Origin of the sequence: Pontixanthobacter luteolus, assembly GCF_947494915.1 — a bacterium.
Lineage (GTDB): Bacteria > Pseudomonadota > Alphaproteobacteria > Sphingomonadales > Sphingomonadaceae > Pontixanthobacter > Pontixanthobacter luteolus.
Genome location: NZ_CANLWR010000001.1, coordinates 973409 through 988853, shown reverse-complemented (window position 1 = coordinate 988853; position 15445 = coordinate 973409). Strand labels below are relative to the sequence as shown.

The 15445-nt window shown below is 59.1% G+C and carries 17 protein-coding genes; 6 read left to right on the top strand and 11 right to left on the bottom strand.

Features of this window, described 5'->3' with window-relative positions:
- Nucleotides 1–4 precede the first annotated feature (4 nt).
- From dnaG to PO778_RS04705, 3 genes are read right to left on the bottom strand one after another with little or no spacing between them, the layout of a single operon-like run.
- Nucleotides 5–1897: a DNA primase gene (gene dnaG / locus PO778_RS04715; protein WP_271438792.1), complete on the bottom strand. Its 1893-nt coding sequence runs from the start codon at nt 1895–1897 to the stop codon at nt 5–7.
- Nucleotides 1898–1941: 44 nt separating this feature from the next.
- A complete protein-coding gene (locus PO778_RS04710; RefSeq protein ID WP_271438791.1) occupies nt 1942–2688 on the bottom strand; it encodes a hypothetical protein in 747 nt (248 codons plus the stop codon).
- Nucleotides 2685–3137: a GatB/YqeY domain-containing protein gene (locus tag PO778_RS04705; protein WP_271438790.1), complete on the bottom strand. Its 453-nt coding sequence runs from the start codon at nt 3135–3137 to the stop codon at nt 2685–2687. The genes PO778_RS04710 and PO778_RS04705 overlap by 4 nt, the downstream gene beginning before the upstream one ends.
- 166 nt (nt 3138–3303) lie before the next feature.
- Here PO778_RS04705 and carA point away from each other — a divergent pair, with 166 nt between their 5' ends.
- A complete protein-coding gene (carA, locus tag PO778_RS04700) occupies nt 3304–4485 on the top strand; it encodes a glutamine-hydrolyzing carbamoyl-phosphate synthase small subunit (RefSeq protein WP_271438789.1) in 1182 nt (393 codons plus the stop codon).
- Nucleotides 4486–4523: 38 nt separating this feature from the next.
- On the opposite strand, the gene PO778_RS04695 is transcribed toward carA, so the two are convergent.
- Nucleotides 4524–4721 (bottom strand): hypothetical protein, encoded by a 198-nt coding sequence (locus tag PO778_RS04695; RefSeq protein ID WP_271438788.1) that lies wholly within the window; start codon nt 4719–4721, stop codon nt 4524–4526.
- A 20-nt stretch (nt 4722–4741) separates the two neighbouring features.
- Between PO778_RS04695 and carB the strand changes: the two genes are divergently transcribed.
- Nucleotides 4742–8065 (top strand): carbamoyl-phosphate synthase large subunit, encoded by a 3324-nt coding sequence (gene carB, locus PO778_RS04690; protein ID WP_271438787.1) that lies wholly within the window; start codon nt 4742–4744, stop codon nt 8063–8065.
- 112 nt (nt 8066–8177) lie between these two features.
- Complete coding sequence (greA, locus tag PO778_RS04685) at nt 8178–8645, top strand: transcription elongation factor GreA (RefSeq protein ID WP_271438786.1); 468 nt, start codon at nt 8178–8180, stop codon at nt 8643–8645.
- A gap of 21 nt (nt 8646–8666) precedes the next feature.
- On the opposite strand, the gene PO778_RS04680 is transcribed toward greA, so the two are convergent.
- The 6 genes from PO778_RS04680 to PO778_RS04655 all read right to left on the bottom strand — a co-directional run bounded on the left by PO778_RS04680 (nt 8667) and on the right by PO778_RS04655 (nt 11354).
- Complete coding sequence (locus tag PO778_RS04680; protein WP_271438785.1) at nt 8667–9143, bottom strand: GNAT family N-acetyltransferase; 477 nt, start codon at nt 9141–9143, stop codon at nt 8667–8669.
- A 22-nt stretch (nt 9144–9165) separates the two neighbouring features.
- On the bottom strand, nt 9166–9396 hold the full coding sequence (locus tag PO778_RS04675; protein WP_160729911.1) for a DUF4170 domain-containing protein: 231 nt from the start codon (nt 9394–9396) through the stop codon (nt 9166–9168).
- 110 nt (nt 9397–9506) lie between these two features.
- Nucleotides 9507–9998, bottom strand: coding sequence for a hypothetical protein (locus PO778_RS04670; protein WP_271438784.1), 492 nt, complete (start codon nt 9996–9998; stop codon nt 9507–9509).
- A gap of 41 nt (nt 9999–10039) precedes the next feature.
- Nucleotides 10040–10390 carry a hypothetical protein gene (locus PO778_RS04665; protein ID WP_271438783.1) on the bottom strand — a complete coding sequence of 117 codons (351 nt, stop codon included), beginning with the start codon at nt 10388–10390 and terminating at the stop codon, nt 10040–10042.
- Nucleotides 10387–10788, bottom strand: coding sequence for a phage holin family protein (locus PO778_RS04660; RefSeq protein WP_271438782.1), 402 nt, complete (start codon nt 10786–10788; stop codon nt 10387–10389). The genes PO778_RS04665 and PO778_RS04660 overlap by 4 nt, the downstream gene beginning before the upstream one ends.
- A 26-nt stretch (nt 10789–10814) precedes the next feature.
- Nucleotides 10815–11354 carry a hypothetical protein gene (locus tag PO778_RS04655; RefSeq protein WP_271438781.1) on the bottom strand — a complete coding sequence of 180 codons (540 nt, stop codon included), beginning with the start codon at nt 11352–11354 and terminating at the stop codon, nt 10815–10817.
- Nucleotides 11355–11539: 185 nt separating this feature from the next.
- Between PO778_RS04655 and eno the strand changes: the two genes are divergently transcribed.
- From eno to PO778_RS04640, 3 genes are all read left to right on the top strand, one after another.
- On the top strand, nt 11540–12814 hold the full coding sequence (gene eno / locus PO778_RS04650) for a phosphopyruvate hydratase (RefSeq protein WP_271438780.1): 1275 nt from the start codon (nt 11540–11542) through the stop codon (nt 12812–12814).
- A gap of 63 nt (nt 12815–12877) precedes the next feature.
- Complete coding sequence (locus PO778_RS04645; protein ID WP_271438779.1) at nt 12878–13933, top strand: phosphotransferase; 1056 nt, start codon at nt 12878–12880, stop codon at nt 13931–13933.
- The gene (locus PO778_RS04640) at nt 13934–15025 is read left to right on the top strand and encodes an Rv3169 family protein (RefSeq protein WP_271438778.1); all 1092 of its coding nucleotides are present in this window, start codon (nt 13934–13936) and stop codon (nt 15023–15025) included.
- On the opposite strand, the gene ribH is transcribed toward PO778_RS04640, so the two are convergent.
- The gene (gene ribH / locus PO778_RS04635; RefSeq protein WP_271438777.1) at nt 15022–15444 is read right to left on the bottom strand and encodes a 6,7-dimethyl-8-ribityllumazine synthase; all 423 of its coding nucleotides are present in this window, start codon (nt 15442–15444) and stop codon (nt 15022–15024) included. The two genes, PO778_RS04640 and ribH, sit on opposite strands and share 4 nt — an antisense overlap.
- Nucleotide 15445: the final 1 nt, after the last annotated feature.

The following is a 15445-nucleotide window of genomic DNA, read 5'->3' as shown; positions in this document are numbered from 1 at the left end:
TTGATCAGTCCGTTTCTTGGTCGCCTTCGCCTGCCTCTGCAGGTTGGCGATCTGAATTTTCCTGAGCTGCGCGGGCAGCCCGTAAACTTACCATTTGCCCGAGTCGCCGCTCAAATTCCAGCTTTCGTTTGAGCAAGCGCTGTTGCTCGGCAAAAGCTCCTTCAGGATCGGTCTCGAAACGTGCGGTGGCCGCCGCAAGCGCAGCTTCCAACGCAGGTCTTTCGACCAGCAGTGACACAGCTTCGACCAAATCGTCGCAGGCAGCTTTCGGATCGATACCTTCACGCAGGAAGGAGAAACGGGTTTCATCCGGCGGCGCAACGAGGCCGTCAGGCACCAATATGGGAGATGTGTCGCCGGGTTCAAGCATTTCAGCAGCTTCTATCAACGAATCAATTGCCGGCCCGATTCGAGCGTCCTGTTCGGCAAAGCGTGTGAGGCTTTCCGAATGTCGCAAGATTTCCTGCGGAAACCGCGCCAGCCCGGCGACTACTGCAGTGGCCAGGTTACCTCTGCTGCCGGCCCCGCTGGCCCTTTTCAGCCGGGCTGCCGCGTCTGCCGATAGCGTTGGTGCCGCCTGCTTGAACCCGCCCGGCTTCCATTCGCGCTTGACCCACGGCTTTTGCTCGCGCGGGGGAAACGCAAAGGCAGAAAACCGTTCCAGCAATTCGCGCTTGTACAGAGCACGGATATCCGGGTCCTGTATGGTGTCGACATGTTCGAGGAGGCGCGCTTTCAGGCCCGCCTTGTCTTCTGGCGAACTGAGCGGCTGAACATCGCGTTCATAGGTCCAGATCGTGTCCAGCAAGCTTGCTGCATTATCCAGCAATTCGTCGAGCGCCGCCTTGCCCTTCTGCTTCAGCAGATCATCAGGGTCGAGGCCGCTCGGCAGGCGAACGATACGCAGGGAGTGAGCAGGGCGCAGCATAGGCAGTGCACGCGAGATAGCCCGCATGGCCGCGCGCTGGCCGGCCGCGTCCCCATCGAAACACAAGACCGGAACCTCCACCATGCGCCACAGCAGTTCCAGCTGGCGTTCCGTGAGCGCGGTACCCAGCGGTGCAACAGCGTCTTCAATTCCGGCATCGGCGAGGGCGATGACGTCCATATACCCTTCGACCACGATCATCCGGTTGGTCTGGCGCGATGCCGGGCCGGCGCGGTGCAAATTATAGAGGGTCCGCCCCTTGTCGAACAAAGGTGTGTCCGGCGAATTGAGGTATTTGGGTGCTTTTGTATCGGTTTCCAGAATGCGGCCGCCGAACGCGATCACACGTCCGCGCGCATCATGGATTGGCAGCATCAGGCGCGATCGGAAACGGTCATACGGTTCCTTGTCGTCGACCGCGATACGCAGACCGCCCTCAATCAGCAGCGGTTCTTCATATTCGGACAAGGCGGCTTTCATCGCCTGGCGATCAGGCGGGGCATAGCCGAAACCGAACCGGCCGACTGTGCGCGCGCCAAAACCGCGAGACTTCAGATAATCGCGCGCGCCGGAACCGCTATTGCCTTGCAGATTGGCTGCGAACCAATCCTGCGCGGACTGCATTACATCGTGCAAGCCCGCCCGCTGCTGGGTCATTTGCGCCGCACGCGGATCTGGCGCGGGCATTTCCAGCCCGGCCTCTGCGGCCAGTTCCTTCACCGCATCCATAAACTGCATACCGCGCTGGTCGGTCATCCAGCGAATTACATCGCCGTGCGCCCCGCAGCCGAAACAGTGGTAAAATCCCTTTTGGTCGCTGACTGTGAAGCTTGGCGATTTTTCGTCATGGAAGGGGCAACAGGCCTTCCATTCATGTCCCGCCTTCTGCAGCTTGGTCGTGCGCATGATGACGCTGGAGAGCGTCACGCGAGCACGCAGCTCGTCAAGCCATTGCGGGGAAAGCGCCATCACCCCTCAATGCGAGGTGATGGCGCCTGATTCAAGGGCTGAGATCAGCGGGCTGTGGAGGGGGCGTTGCAGCCCGCTTCGTATCCTGCGGTTGCTTCGGGATAGGGACCCGGTCCCTTCGCCTCGGTATAGTTGGCATCGATCGCATACACTGGCGCCGGGCCGGCAGGCGGCAAGGTGGACTGCCAGTAGAATGTCAGCGGTTCCGCCTGTTCCCACTGGTCGCCGGCTGTGCCGGGATTGACTGACCAGATCAGCGCACCGTCGAGGCAGGTAATCACGACGTCCGCCTTGGGGCCGATGGCAGCCATTGCCTCAGCCTTGGAATAGCCGACAGCGCCGGTGAAGCCGTGGGCAGGGCGGAGCATCTTAAAGGCAGTCGCCTGTTCGATATCTGACGAATCGTTTCCGTCGCCGCTACCGGTGTCCTCCTTGTTGTCTTCACCGGGATAGACGACGTGCACATAGGTGTAGACGGTGCCCTTGGGCGCGGTTTTCGGATCGCAAACGTCCATTCCGGCGGGGCACGCCACGAACGATCGAATATCGGCAAAGTTGCCTTCCGCGTTGGCGAGCGTTCCGGTGACTTCGTCACCCTGTGGGCCGACGATTTTCGCGCCCAGTTGAAGATCCATAAAATCGCCAGGTTCCAAAGCCCCGGCAAGCGCAGCGGCTTCACCGTCGGTTGTCGCGGTTTCCAGATCGGTCCGGTCGGTATCGGGTTCCGCCGAACAGGCAGATAATGCGGCCGCGGCGGCGGCTGCAGTCAGAAAATGGACGGTCTTGGTCATGTAAGGCTCTCTTTCACCATTGCGCTGGCTTTTGTCATATCCAGTTCAGCGCCGTGGCGGGCCTTTAGTTCCCCCATGACTTTGCCCATATCCTTAATGGAATCAGCAGCTAAGTCCGATTTGATCACCTCGATTGCAGCGCGGGTTTCTTCCTCGCTCATCTGTTGGGGAAGAAATTCCTCGATTACAGCCAGTTCCGCCTCTTCCTTGGCGGCCAGTTCGTCGCGGCCACCGTCAACATACATGGTTATCGATTCCTTGCGCTGCTTGGCCATTTTCTGCAAAACTTCGGTCACCAGCACATCATCATCGATTTCCTTGGACGAAGTGCGCAGTTCGATGTCGCGGTCCTTGATCTTTGCGCCGATCAGGCGGAGCGAGGCGGTGCGTTCCTTGTTACCTGCCTTCATGGCGGTGATGGTTTCGGCTTTGATGGTGTCACGCAGCATTTTTGAGTTCCTGTGGATGAAATTTGCCGATGGTCGGCGCAAATAGGTTGATAGCGGCCCAATAACGCAAGTTTCCGCATCGGGACAGCTTGACGAGGGGGCAGGCAGCCTCTAGCCGCTGGGTCTTAGCAACATTGCCGGAAAACCCTGACTCGGAGCGTCACTTATGGCCCACGCCGCCACAACTCCTGCGCAACCCAAAGGTGCGACGGGAGTCCTCGTTTTGGCGGATGGCACCGTGATCTGGGGCAAGGGCTTCGGCGCCACCGGATATGCGGTTGGCGAGGTTTGCTTCAACACATCGATGACCGGTTATCAGGAAGTGATGACGGACCCGTCCTACGCGGCGCAGATCGTCACCTTCACATTCCCCCATATCGGCAATGTCGGGGCCAATTTCGAAGACATCGAATCCAAGGTCGAAGGCGCGGTCGGCTGCATCGTGCGCGAGGAAATCACTCCGTCGAGCAATTTCCGCAGCACGCAGGAATTTTCCGACTGGATGGCAGCACAAGGCAAGATCGGCCTGTCGGGCGTTGATACACGCGCCCTGACGCGCCGCATCCGCCAGTCGGGCGCGCCCAACGCGATGATCATGCACGAACCCAATGGCGGGTTCGACATTCCCGAATTGCTCAAGCGGGCGCAGGAATGGGCCGGGCTTGAGGGGATGGACCTCGCCCAGCGGGTCAGCCGCGAGGCTCAGGAAGACTGGGGTGGCGGTTACTGGCGGCTTGGCCACGGCTATGGCCGCGCCGACTGGAACGGCAAGCCGCACGTGGTCGCGATAGATTACGGCGCGAAAGACAACATCTTCCGCAATCTGGTGAAAGCGGGCGCGAAAGTGACCGTAGTGCCGGCCAAGACATCGCTTGAAGATATCCTCGCACTGAAGCCTGACGGCGTATTCCTCTCAAACGGCCCCGGCGACCCGGCGGCGACGGGCAAATATGCGGTACCGGTTATCAAAGCGCTGCTCGATATGGATATGCCGCTGTTCGGTATTTGCCTTGGCCACCAGATGCTGGCGATCGCCGCCGGGGCGAAGACGGCTAAGATGCACCAGGGCCACCGCGGCGCAAACCATCCGGTTCAGCGGGTCGGCGAAAGCTGGGGCGAAACCCGCGATCTGGTGGAGATTACCAGCATGAACCACGGCTTCGCGGTCGATGCGGATACGCTGCCCGAGGGTGTGGAACAGACCCATGTGAGCCTGTTCGACGGTTCGAATTGCGGGGTCAGCATCACCGGCAAGAAGGCGTTCGGGGTGCAGTATCATCCAGAGGCAAGCCCGGGACCGCAGGACAGTTTCTACCTGTTCGAGAAGTTCGTGGGGATGTTGGGGTGAGGGCCGTGAGCTTGCTCCTCGTGATGGGTGTTTTCTCATCATGCAGCGAGCGTGCTTGCACTGATCCCGGTGTCTGCTGGGCCAACCGGCAGGATGGTATCGCCGCAGCCGAGCGTTGCGGTGTCGAAGATTTCGAGCCGCAGGAAACTGCGGACACCTGGCTGCCCTATGTCGAGGGGGAAAATCCCGACACCGGGCCGAAGACCAGTTGCATAGCTAAGGACCTTCAGGGTCAAGGATTGATGGTGACACACTAATGCCCAAAAGAACCGACATCTCCTCGATCCTCGTCATTGGCGCTGGACCGATCATCATCGGCCAGGCCTGCGAGTTCGATTATTCCGGCACGCAGGCGATCAAGGCGCTGAAGGAGGAGGGCTACCGCGTCATCCTCGTCAACTCCAATCCGGCCACCATCATGACCGACCCGGAGTTTGCCGACGCGACCTATATCGAGCCGATCACGCCCGAAATCGTCGCCAAGATCATCGAGAAAGAACGCCCTGATGCGGTGCTGCCGACGATGGGCGGGCAGACCGCGCTTAATTGCGCGCTGAGCCTTGAAAAAATGGGCGTGCTGGAGAAATTCGGCGTGCAGATGATCGGCGCCGATGCAGAGGCGATCGACAAGGCGGAAGACCGCCAGAAATTCCGCGATGCGATGGACAAGATCGGCCTCGAAAGCGCGCGCAGCGGCGTAGCGCACAATGTCGATGAGGCGTTTGAAATCCTCGAGCGCACCGGTCTGCCCAGCATCATCCGCCCCAGCTTTACGCTTGGCGGCACCGGCGGCGGCATTGCCTATAACAAGGCAGAGTTCGAGCGCATTGTTCGCGAAGGCCTCGACGCCAGCCCCACGACGGAGGTTCTGATCGAGGAATCGCTGCTTGGCTGGAAAGAATACGAGATGGAGGTTGTCCGCGACCGCAAGGACAATTGCATCATCATCTGTTCTATCGAGAACGTCGATCCGATGGGCGTGCACACCGGCGACAGCATCACCGTCGCCCCCGCGCTGACCCTGACGGACAAGGAATATCAGATCATGCGCACCGCCAGCATCGCTGTGCTGCGCGAAATCGGGGTCGAAACCGGCGGGTCGAACGTCCAGTTCGCGGTAAACCCGGAAGATGGCCGCCTGATCGTGATCGAGATGAACCCGCGCGTTTCGCGTTCATCCGCGCTGGCATCGAAGGCCACCGGTTTCCCCATCGCGCGCGTCGCGGCGAAACTGGCGGTCGGTTATACCTTGGATGAAATCACCAACGAAATTACCGGCGCAACCCCGGCCAGTTTCGAGCCGACGATCGATTACGTCGTCACCAAGATTCCGCGTTTCGCGTTCGAGAAATTCAAGGGCGCGAATGTCGAACTGGCCACCGCGATGAAGTCGGTTGGCGAAGTCATGGCGATTGGCCGGAACTTCCAGGAATCAATGCAGAAGGCGCTTCGCGGGCTGGAAACCGATCTCGACGGGTTCAACCGCGTGGTCGAACTGGAAGGCGTGCACCGCGATGTGCTGACCGGCTCGCTAGCCAAGCGGACACCCGACCGGATATTGAAAGTTGGACAGGCTTTCCGTGAGGGTATGGACGTCGACGAGATCAACCGCATCACCGGTTATGACAAGTGGTTCCTGCGCCAGATCGAAGCGATCATTGCGGCAGAAACCGATGTCGCAACCAACGGACTGCCGGGCGATGCCGCTGGCCTGCGCAAGCTGAAGAGCATGGGCTTTTCCGACAAACGCCTCGCGACTCTAGCGGTGCGATCGGTCGGCGTGGCTGGCGGAATGGGCGAAACCCAGGCCCGCCGCAGCGGTCTGCTCCACGATGCGTTGCAGGCGATGGCCGGTGCGACTTCGGAAGAAGAAGTTCGTTCGCTGCGCCGCAAGCTGGGCGTACTGCCGGTGTTCAAACGGATCGACAGCTGCGCTGCCGAATTCGAGGCGATCACGCCGTATATGTATTCGACTTACGAGGCGCCGACCTTTGGCGAACCTGAGGACGAAGCGCAGCCGAGCGACCGCCGCAAAATCGTGATCCTGGGCGGCGGACCGAACCGGATCGGGCAGGGTATCGAATTCGATTATTGCTGCGTCCATGCCTGTTTCGCGCTGGAAGAAGCCGGCTTCGAAACGATCATGATTAACTGCAACCCGGAAACCGTTTCGACCGATTACGACACCTCCGACCGCCTTTATTTCGAACCGCTGACGGCAGAGGACGTGCTCGAAATCCTGCGCGTAGAACAGCAGGCCGGTGAATTGGTGGGCGTAATCGTGCAGTTCGGCGGCATGACCCCGCTCAAACTGGCGCAGGCGCTTGAGGATGAAGGCATCCCGATCCTCGGCACCAGCCCCGATGCGATCGATCTTGCCGAAGACCGCGAACGCTTCGCAAAACTGGTCAACAAGCTGAAGCTGAAGCAGCCTGAAAACGGTATCGCCTACAGCCGCGACGAGGCGGCATCTGTCGCTGCGCGGATCGGGTATCCCGTTCTGCTGCGCCCGTCATACGTTCTGGGCGGCCGGGCGATGGAAATCGTCGACAGCGAGGCCCAGCTTGATGACTACATCAAAACGGCAGTGAATGTGTCGGGCGAAAGCCCGGTCCTCGTCGACCAGTATCTGCGCGATGCGATCGAATGCGATGTCGATGCCCTGTCAGATGGCGACCAGGTCGTGATCGCCGGCGTCATGCAGCATATCGAAGAGGCCGGCGTGCATTCGGGCGACAGTGCTTGCACCATCCCGCCATATTCGCTGCCGACCGACATCGTCGATGAAATGGAACGTCAGGCAAAGGCGCTGGCTCTTGCGCTGGGCGTGCGCGGGCTGATGAACGTGCAGTTCGCTGTGAAGGACGGCGAAGTTTACCTGATCGAGGTGAACCCACGCGCAAGCCGTACCGTTCCGTTCGTGGCCAAGGCAATCGGGCAGCCGGTCGCCAAGATTGCCGCCCGCGTTATGGCCGGGGAGACGCTGGACAAGTTCCCACCATTCAAGCGCGATCTCGACTACATGGCCGTGAAAGAGGCGGTCTTCCCGTGGGGCCGTTTCCCCGGGGCTGACCCGGTCCTGACGCCGGAAATGAAATCGACCGGCGAAGTCATGGGGATCGACTGCGATTTCCCGACCGCGTTCATGAAGTCGCAGCTCGGCGCAGGGGTCAAATTGCCGGAAGGCGGCCTGGTCTTCGTTTCGGTCAAGGAAGGCGACAAGCCGATCATCGTGCCTGCGGTGAGAACTCTGGTCGAATGCGGGTTCCGGATTGTCGCCACTGGCGGCACGCAGGCTTACCTGACGGAACAGGGGATCGAGGTCGAAAGGGTCAACAAGGTGGCGGAAGGCCAACCGCATATTGTCGACCGCATGATCGACGGCGAAATTGCGCTGGTGTTCAACACGACCGAGGGTTGGCAGAGCCTGATCGACAGCAAATCAATCCGTGCGACCGCCCTGGAAATGAAGATTCCGTACTACACCACGGCGGCGGCATCGCTCGCCACGGCGGAGGCAATCAGGGCCGTCAAGCCGAGCGCGCTTGAAGTCCGGTCACTCCAAGACTATTATAGCTGAGAAATAGACGACCTCTCCCGACATCGCTTCCGGAAATGAGTCGCTCCGAATTGGGGCGGCCCGGTCTCGAATTGTCTTTCGGTAGAGGCGCTTAGAATAGATTGGGGTTACGATGGAAAAAGTGCCGATGCTCGCCGAGGGCTACGAAAAGCTCACGGCTGATTTGAAGGCTTTGCGTGAAGAGCGGCCCAAGATCGTCGACGCGATCGAGGAAGCCCGTGCTCACGGCGACCTCTCCGAAAACGCAGAGTATCACGCTGCGAAAGAACGTCAGGGCCAGGTCGAGGCGCAGATTGCCGATATCGAAAGCAAGGTCACCCGCGCTCAGATCATCGATCCGACGACGCTCTCGGGAGACCGCATTGTTTTCGGTGCAACCGTCACCCTGCTCGACGACGATGACAAGCCGGTCAGGTACCAGATCGTCGGCCAGACAGAGGCGGATGCAACTGGCGGGCGGATTTCGTACAATTCGCCGCTGGGCAAAGCGCTGATCGGCAAGAGCCTGGGCGATGAGATCGAAGTGACTGTGCCATCCGGCGACAAGTTTTACCTCGTCGAAAAGATCGAATATATTTGATCCTGGACGCGGCTTGGCAAGCTAGCCGAGCCGCTTTTCCATCGCATAATTGTGAATCGCAACGCCGTCGATTTCGAAATCGCGGCGATGCGTAATGCTGTATCCGCAGCGCTCGAAAGCGGGCCGGGCAAGATCGCTTGCTTCGGTATAAAGACGCGCAATCCCGCGCGTGCCAGCTTCCGTTTCAGCCAAAGCCAGCAACTGGTCGGCCAATCCGCGGCGCGAATGGTCAGGGTGGCAATATAGCTGGTCGAGATGGCCGTCTTGCTCAAGTAAGGCAAAGGCGACCGGCAGGCCTCGCTCATCAGCGGCGACGTATATTGAATGGCCGTTCGCAACACGTTCACGGATCCGTCCGGGTGAACCATGGCGGCTCGCCCATACCGCAACCTGTTCGCGCGAATATGCCGCCGGTCCGATCTGGACTATCGCAGCCAGCGTCAGTGCGTGGAGTGGTTCCGCGTCACCTTCGCGATACCGGCGCAGAGAGTAAGCCATCGCAAGCCGCGATATTTCAGGATCAGGCGCCCGGGGTCAGCAATTTGTGCAGGGGAACGATGACGTACTTCATTTCGGCATCGTCAACCGTGCGCTGCGCATTGCCGCGCCATGCTTCTACCGCGTTGTCGTAATCGCTGAATACGCCGACAACATGGATGCTTTCCGGATCCTGGAATTCCATGGTGCGCGGGTCTTTGACACGACCGCCCATAACCAAGTGGAGCGTCTGGTTGAGATCTGTTTCTTTCATGTCGGTGCTTTCTGGGACCTGGGGAGGGTGGAAGTACTATCGCGCGGCACATAAAGAAAAAGGCGCGCCAGACAAGTCCGGCGCGCCTTTTCGCAGATCGTATCTCGATATTATTTGCCTGCGCGGTTCCGCAGATCGCGGATGGACCGTCCGGCCTTCTTGCCGGCCTCACGGGTAAAACCGCGTGCTGCAGCGGCTGCATTGCCGCTCTTGTACGCAGCCTGCCTGCGCAGGGCACCTGCATTATCGTTCAGCGCATCGCCGAAATCTTCAAGTTTGTCCTTGCCTGCTTCGGCAACATTGCCCGCCGTTGCCATCATGCCGCTGGCATATGCCAGACCGAGTTCGGTGGCATAGCTTGCGAGTGAGCTGGCTTTGCGGCCGACCTGTTGGCCTGCGCGGCGGCCCGGGCGTGTCATGGCGCCAATTGCCAAACCTACCACAGCGACACCGGCGAGGGTGGCAAAGGGATGTTCTTTCACGAAATCGGTTGCCTTGTCGGTTGCCTCTTTCGCCATCTCACCAAGGCTGCGCTCTTCGTTGCGCTTCTCAGCGGCTTCGATTTTGGCTTTTAGCGCCTGGCGCTTCTCTTCACTCGACATTCTGCATCTCCTGAAACTTGTAATCTGTAAAACCAACGGAGTTAGATCGCGTCGGGTTCCTCATAATCGCCGAATAGGTCGGGATCGTCGTCGGGCCGATCGTCCGGTGCGTCATCATCATCGAACAGCGCCATAATCGGGTTGCGCGCGAACCACAGTATGACAGCTGCAATCAACGTTGCGAGCACGCCCTTGTTGTCGTCAGCGACATCCACAGCTTCTTCGAAAACATCGGTCGCACCTTCCGCCATTCTGCTGGCGAAACGGGTGCCGATGCCCTCAGCGCTGTAATCCGCCTTGAGGTGGCTGATGTCTGCCTTGACCAGAGCCAATGCGGCATCACGCATCATACGATCTTCCCGCATCCGGGCTTCGGGATTTTGACGCATCATCGATCACCTTCGAACGCGGTCCCGATCTTCTCGAACCGTGCCTTCGCGGCAAGACCCGCAAGAACGGCAAATACGAGCAGAACCCCAACCACGATAAGTGTGGCGAAGCCTGGTCCGACGAGCGTCCCAAGCGTGAATATCCCGCCGACGACGAGGCCAATGAGCGCAAGGTGCAAAAGTCCGAGCGCAGCAAGTAAAAACCCGATGCCCGACTTGCTCTTGCCAGCAACGAAGGAGAGCCGGCTCTTTTGAAAAGCCAGCTCTGCCTCGGCATACGTCTTACCATCATCGATGAGGGCACTGATGTCATCAGTCAGGGAGCGAACAGGTCGCTCATCCGCACTTTCGTAACCGGTTTCGTCGTCAGCAGCGCGCTGAACGTCTCCCTCATCAAGCATGTTTTCTGATCCCACGTTGTTCCAGCTCAGTTACGGCTGAACAGACGCGCTACCATGAAACCGACTACCGCCGCGATACCTACTGCCATGCCCGGGCTCTTGCGCACGGCTTCGCGTGCATCTTCGCCGAGTTCCTCAACGCTCTTATTGTCGAGCTTGGCTGAGGTTTCCTGAAGCTTGCGTGATGCCGAACGGGCATAGTCGCCATACTTCTCGCCCAGTTTTTCGTCGATCACGCCGGCGTTTTCGGAAACAACTTTGCCGATTGAGGCAATACCGTCGCTTGCTTTCGACTTGGCTTCGACGGCCAGGTCGCCTACGCGAACCTTGGCTTCACCGGCCCAGTCGTCTGATTTGCTCTTGGCCTGCTCACGGTAAGCAACCGCGCGGGTCGAAGCTTCGTCTTTCAAGGCAGCGGCACCTGCGCGCGCTTCGTCCAGAGCAGCGTTGAAGCGGGTTTTCGCTTCTTCTGTGCCGGAGACCGGAGCCGCCGGGGTCGTTGCCGCAACCTTCTTGGGTGCAGCTTTCTTGGTGGTTTTGGTTTTGGTTGGTTTTGCGTCGGCCATGTGATTTTCCCTTACCCGTTAAAAATATCCGGTCAGACACCGTGAATACGGTTTCCGACCTCTCTATGTTGCAACGCAACTTGCACCAGATAGTTCCGAGGCATAAGGCGCAATTCATACGTCGTCACTGCCCGACATGGGTGGTGTGTTAGTTAATTACAACACCAATAGCGCCGGAGCACAATATGACTGCAATTCTCGACATCCACGGCCGCGAAATTCTCGACAGTCGCGGGAATCCCACGGTTGAGGTTGATATTCTGCTCGAAGATGGCAGCTTCGGCCGGGCAGCGGTTCCGTCCGGCGCATCGACAGGTGCGCACGAGGCAGTCGAGCTTCGCGATGGCGATGTAGGCCGTTATTTCGGAAAAGGCGTGACCAAGGCTGTCGACGCAGTGAATGGCGAGATTGCCGACACTTTGCTGGGCCTCGACGCTGAAGACCAGCGTGACCTCGATCTGGCGATGATCGATCTGGACGGCACGGAAAACAAGTCGCGCCTTGGGGCCAACGCGATCCTGGGCACCAGCCTTGCGGTTGCAAAAGCCGCCGCCAATGCGCGCGGTATGCCGCTGTGGGCCTATGTCGGCGGTGTTTCCGCTCACGTTCTCCCGGTCCCGATGATGAACATCATCAACGGGGGTGAGCATGCCGACAACCCGATCGACATCCAGGAATTCATGATCATGCCGGTTGGCGCAGACAGCATGGCAGAAGCCATTCGCTGGGGTGCGGAAGTGTTCCACACCTTGAAAAAGGGTCTTTCGGACAAGGGGCTTGCGACTGCAGTGGGCGACGAAGGCGGCTTTGCACCTGACCTTGCCAGCACCCGTGATGCGCTCGATTTCATCATGGCGTCGATCGAGCGGGCAGGGTTCAAGCCCGGCGAAGAAATCGCGCTTGCGCTCGACTGCGCATCGAGCGAGTTTTTCAAAGACGGAAAGTACGAAATCTCGGGCGAGGGCAAGTCACTGTCGCCATCAGAAATGGCCGATTACCTTGCCGCGCTATGTTCGGATTATCCGATCCGCTCCATCGAAGACGGCATGGATGAAGACGATTTCGAAGGCTGGAAGGCACTGACCGACGCGATTGGCGGCAAGGTGCAACTGGTTGGCGACGACTTGTTTGTGACCAACCCTGAACGCCTCAAGATGGGTATCGAGAAAGGCCTCGCCAATTCTCTGTTGGTCAAGGTCAATCAGATCGGCACTCTGTCCGAGACGCTGGAAGCGGTGAACATTGCGCATCGCGCCGGCTATACCTCGGTCATGTCGCACCGTTCGGGCGAAACTGAAGACGCGACAATTGCCGATCTGGCTGTGGCGACCAATTGCGGCCAGATCAAAACCGGTTCGCTTGCCCGTTCCGACCGGCTCGCAAAATACAACCAGCTCATCCGCATCGAGGAAGAACTCGGCGCCAGTGCGAGCTATGCGGGCGCTGGCTGTTTCGGATAAACCTGCTCACTATTGACGAAACCGAATGACGCCATAGGATCGCCCGCAAGAGAGGAATTCCTGTTGGCGTCATTCCCGTCTGCTCCTGCAGATATCTCACCTGCATTTCTTGGCGAAGTGCTTGGGAAAGCGGTTGCCTCCTGTTCGGCCAAGCCGATCGGGGCGGGTCTGGTGGGTGACAGCGCGCGCATTTCCATCGACTATACCGAAGGAAACACAGGCCCCGAAAGCCTGGCCGGTAAATTTCCAGCAGCGGACGAGACAAGCCGGAGTACGGCTGCGTCCATGCAGCTCTATGAAAAAGAAGTCGGCTTTTACAAATATATAGCGCCCGCTATTTCCACCCGTACCCCGGAAACATACTTCGCTGAATTCGACCCGCCTAGCGGCGAGTTTCTCCTTCTGATGGAGGATTGCGGTCCGGCACAACAGGGCGATCAGCTGTTGTCCTGTACGCTTGAGCAAGCCGAACACTGTGTGCGCGAAATTGCGGCCCTTCACGGTGCCACTTTTGAGAAGAGCGAGATACTTTCGCTCCCGTTTCTTCAGCCTAATGAACAAGTGCGTGCATTTGCAGCTGCGGGATATCCCGGTGCGAGTGAGGCATTCCAGGCTTTCTACGCGGGTAAGATCGAAGCAGATTTGCTCAAGTATATCGGGAGTTTGGGGGGACGTTCAGCCCGCCTGTTTGGAGAATTTCCAACTGGTCCTTGCGTGGTCCATGGCGATTTCAGGCTCGATAATATCCTGTTCGGTATCGGCGGCGGAAGCGAGCCGATGGCGACGCTTGACTGGCAGACGGTTTCGCTGGGCGATCCTCTAACCGATCTGGGGTATTTCATGGGCGCGGGTATCGGCACCGAATTGAGGCGGCCGAACGAGGCGCACTTGCTGGAACTTTACCGAGCGGAACTGGTCAACTGCGGCGGTCCCGATCTCGGCGATATTCGCAGTAATGACGGATATGCAAGAGGTGCGCTTCACGGCATCTCGACCGCCGTGTTCAGCGCGGCATTTGTCGAACATAACGAACGTAGCGAAGCCATTTTCCAATCGATGGCGATTGGTGCTGCCGAATTGGCGCGTGAAATTGATGCGATGCGGGTTTTGGAGGATTGAATGGCACTGAGCAAAGGCGACGAATTTCCGATCCACCAGACACCTGAGCCAGTTGCCTATTCGGGAACTGACAGAAATTTCTACGATCGCTATTTCTTCAATGGCTATGCGCCCGATGGCAGTGGGTTCTTCGCGCTCGCCTTCGGAGTCTACCCGCATCTCGATGTGGCGGATGCTCATTTCTGCGTAATCCGGGACGGGGTCCAGCACTGTATCCACGCGAGCCGCGAGCTCGGGATGGAGCGGATGGATCTCGAGGTCGGCCCGATCAGAATCGAGATAGTGGAACCGCTGAGCCGCCTGCGGCTTACCGTGGCACAAACAGAAGGTATCGCCGCCGAATTCGAATTCTCAGGGCGCGCATTCCCGATCGAGGAGCCGCGCTTCATCCACCGCATCGGGCCGCGCGCGTTTATGGATTATACGCGCATGACCCAGAACGGCCGTTACACCGGCTCGATCGAGGTTGATGGTGATCGTCGGGAAATAGCGTCAGGGTCGCTAGGAACGCGTGATCGCAGTTGGGGCGTGCGCCCGGTTGGTGCGCGCGACGAACAGCCATTGCCGGGTGTGTCTGCGCCGACGTTTTTCTGGCAGTGGACGCCGATCAACCTTCCGGGCGGCAGTCTGTTCTATCACCTGAACGCCAATCCTGACGGTACCGCATGGAACACCCGGGCTGCGTGGGTGCCAGAAGGCGGCAGTGTCGCCGATGTGACCGAAGGGCAGGGGACGCTCACGGCAAGTTTGGAACCTGGCAGCCGCTGGCCAGCTAGAGGCGTCTTGGAGCTGGAAGTGCCGGGGGCGCCGGCTGTTGTGGAGCTCAAGGCGAAGGATCGCTTCCAGATGCGCGGGCTTGGCTACACGTCACCCGATTGGGGCCACGGGATCAACCATGGACCACTGGAGGTCGTACGCGAGGATATCAATCTGGCTGAACTCAACCCGCTGCAGCCGGACAACCTCCACGTCCAGATGATTTGCGAAACGAAGGCCGATAACGGCGACATTGGCACCGGTATATTCGAACAGTTGATCCTGGGGCCCTACGGACCCATGGGGCTCAACGAATATTTCGACGGCGGGTCTTAACGCGCGAACTTGCCTTGCAGGTCGAGCAGGGCAATCGCAGCCTCGGCAGCTTCGCCGCCCTTGTTCTTCTGCGACGGATCAGCCCGGACCAGCGCCTGTTGTTCGTTTTCCACTGTCAGAATGCCATTGCCTATAGGGATACCGTCCATCGTCAAAGCCATAATACCGCGTGCACTCTCGCCCGCGACAATCTCGAAATGGTAGGTTTCACCGCGGATAACGACCCCGATAGCGACAAAGCCATCATACTGACCACTGTCAGCTGCCATGGAAATGGTGCCCGGAATCTCCAGCGCGCCGGGTACGGTGAGGACATCGACATCATGCCCTGCTGTCTCCAGCGCGGCCCTGGCGCCTGCAATCAGCATATCATTCAGGTGGTCGTAGAACCGGGCTTCAACAATCAGAAAACGCGCCATG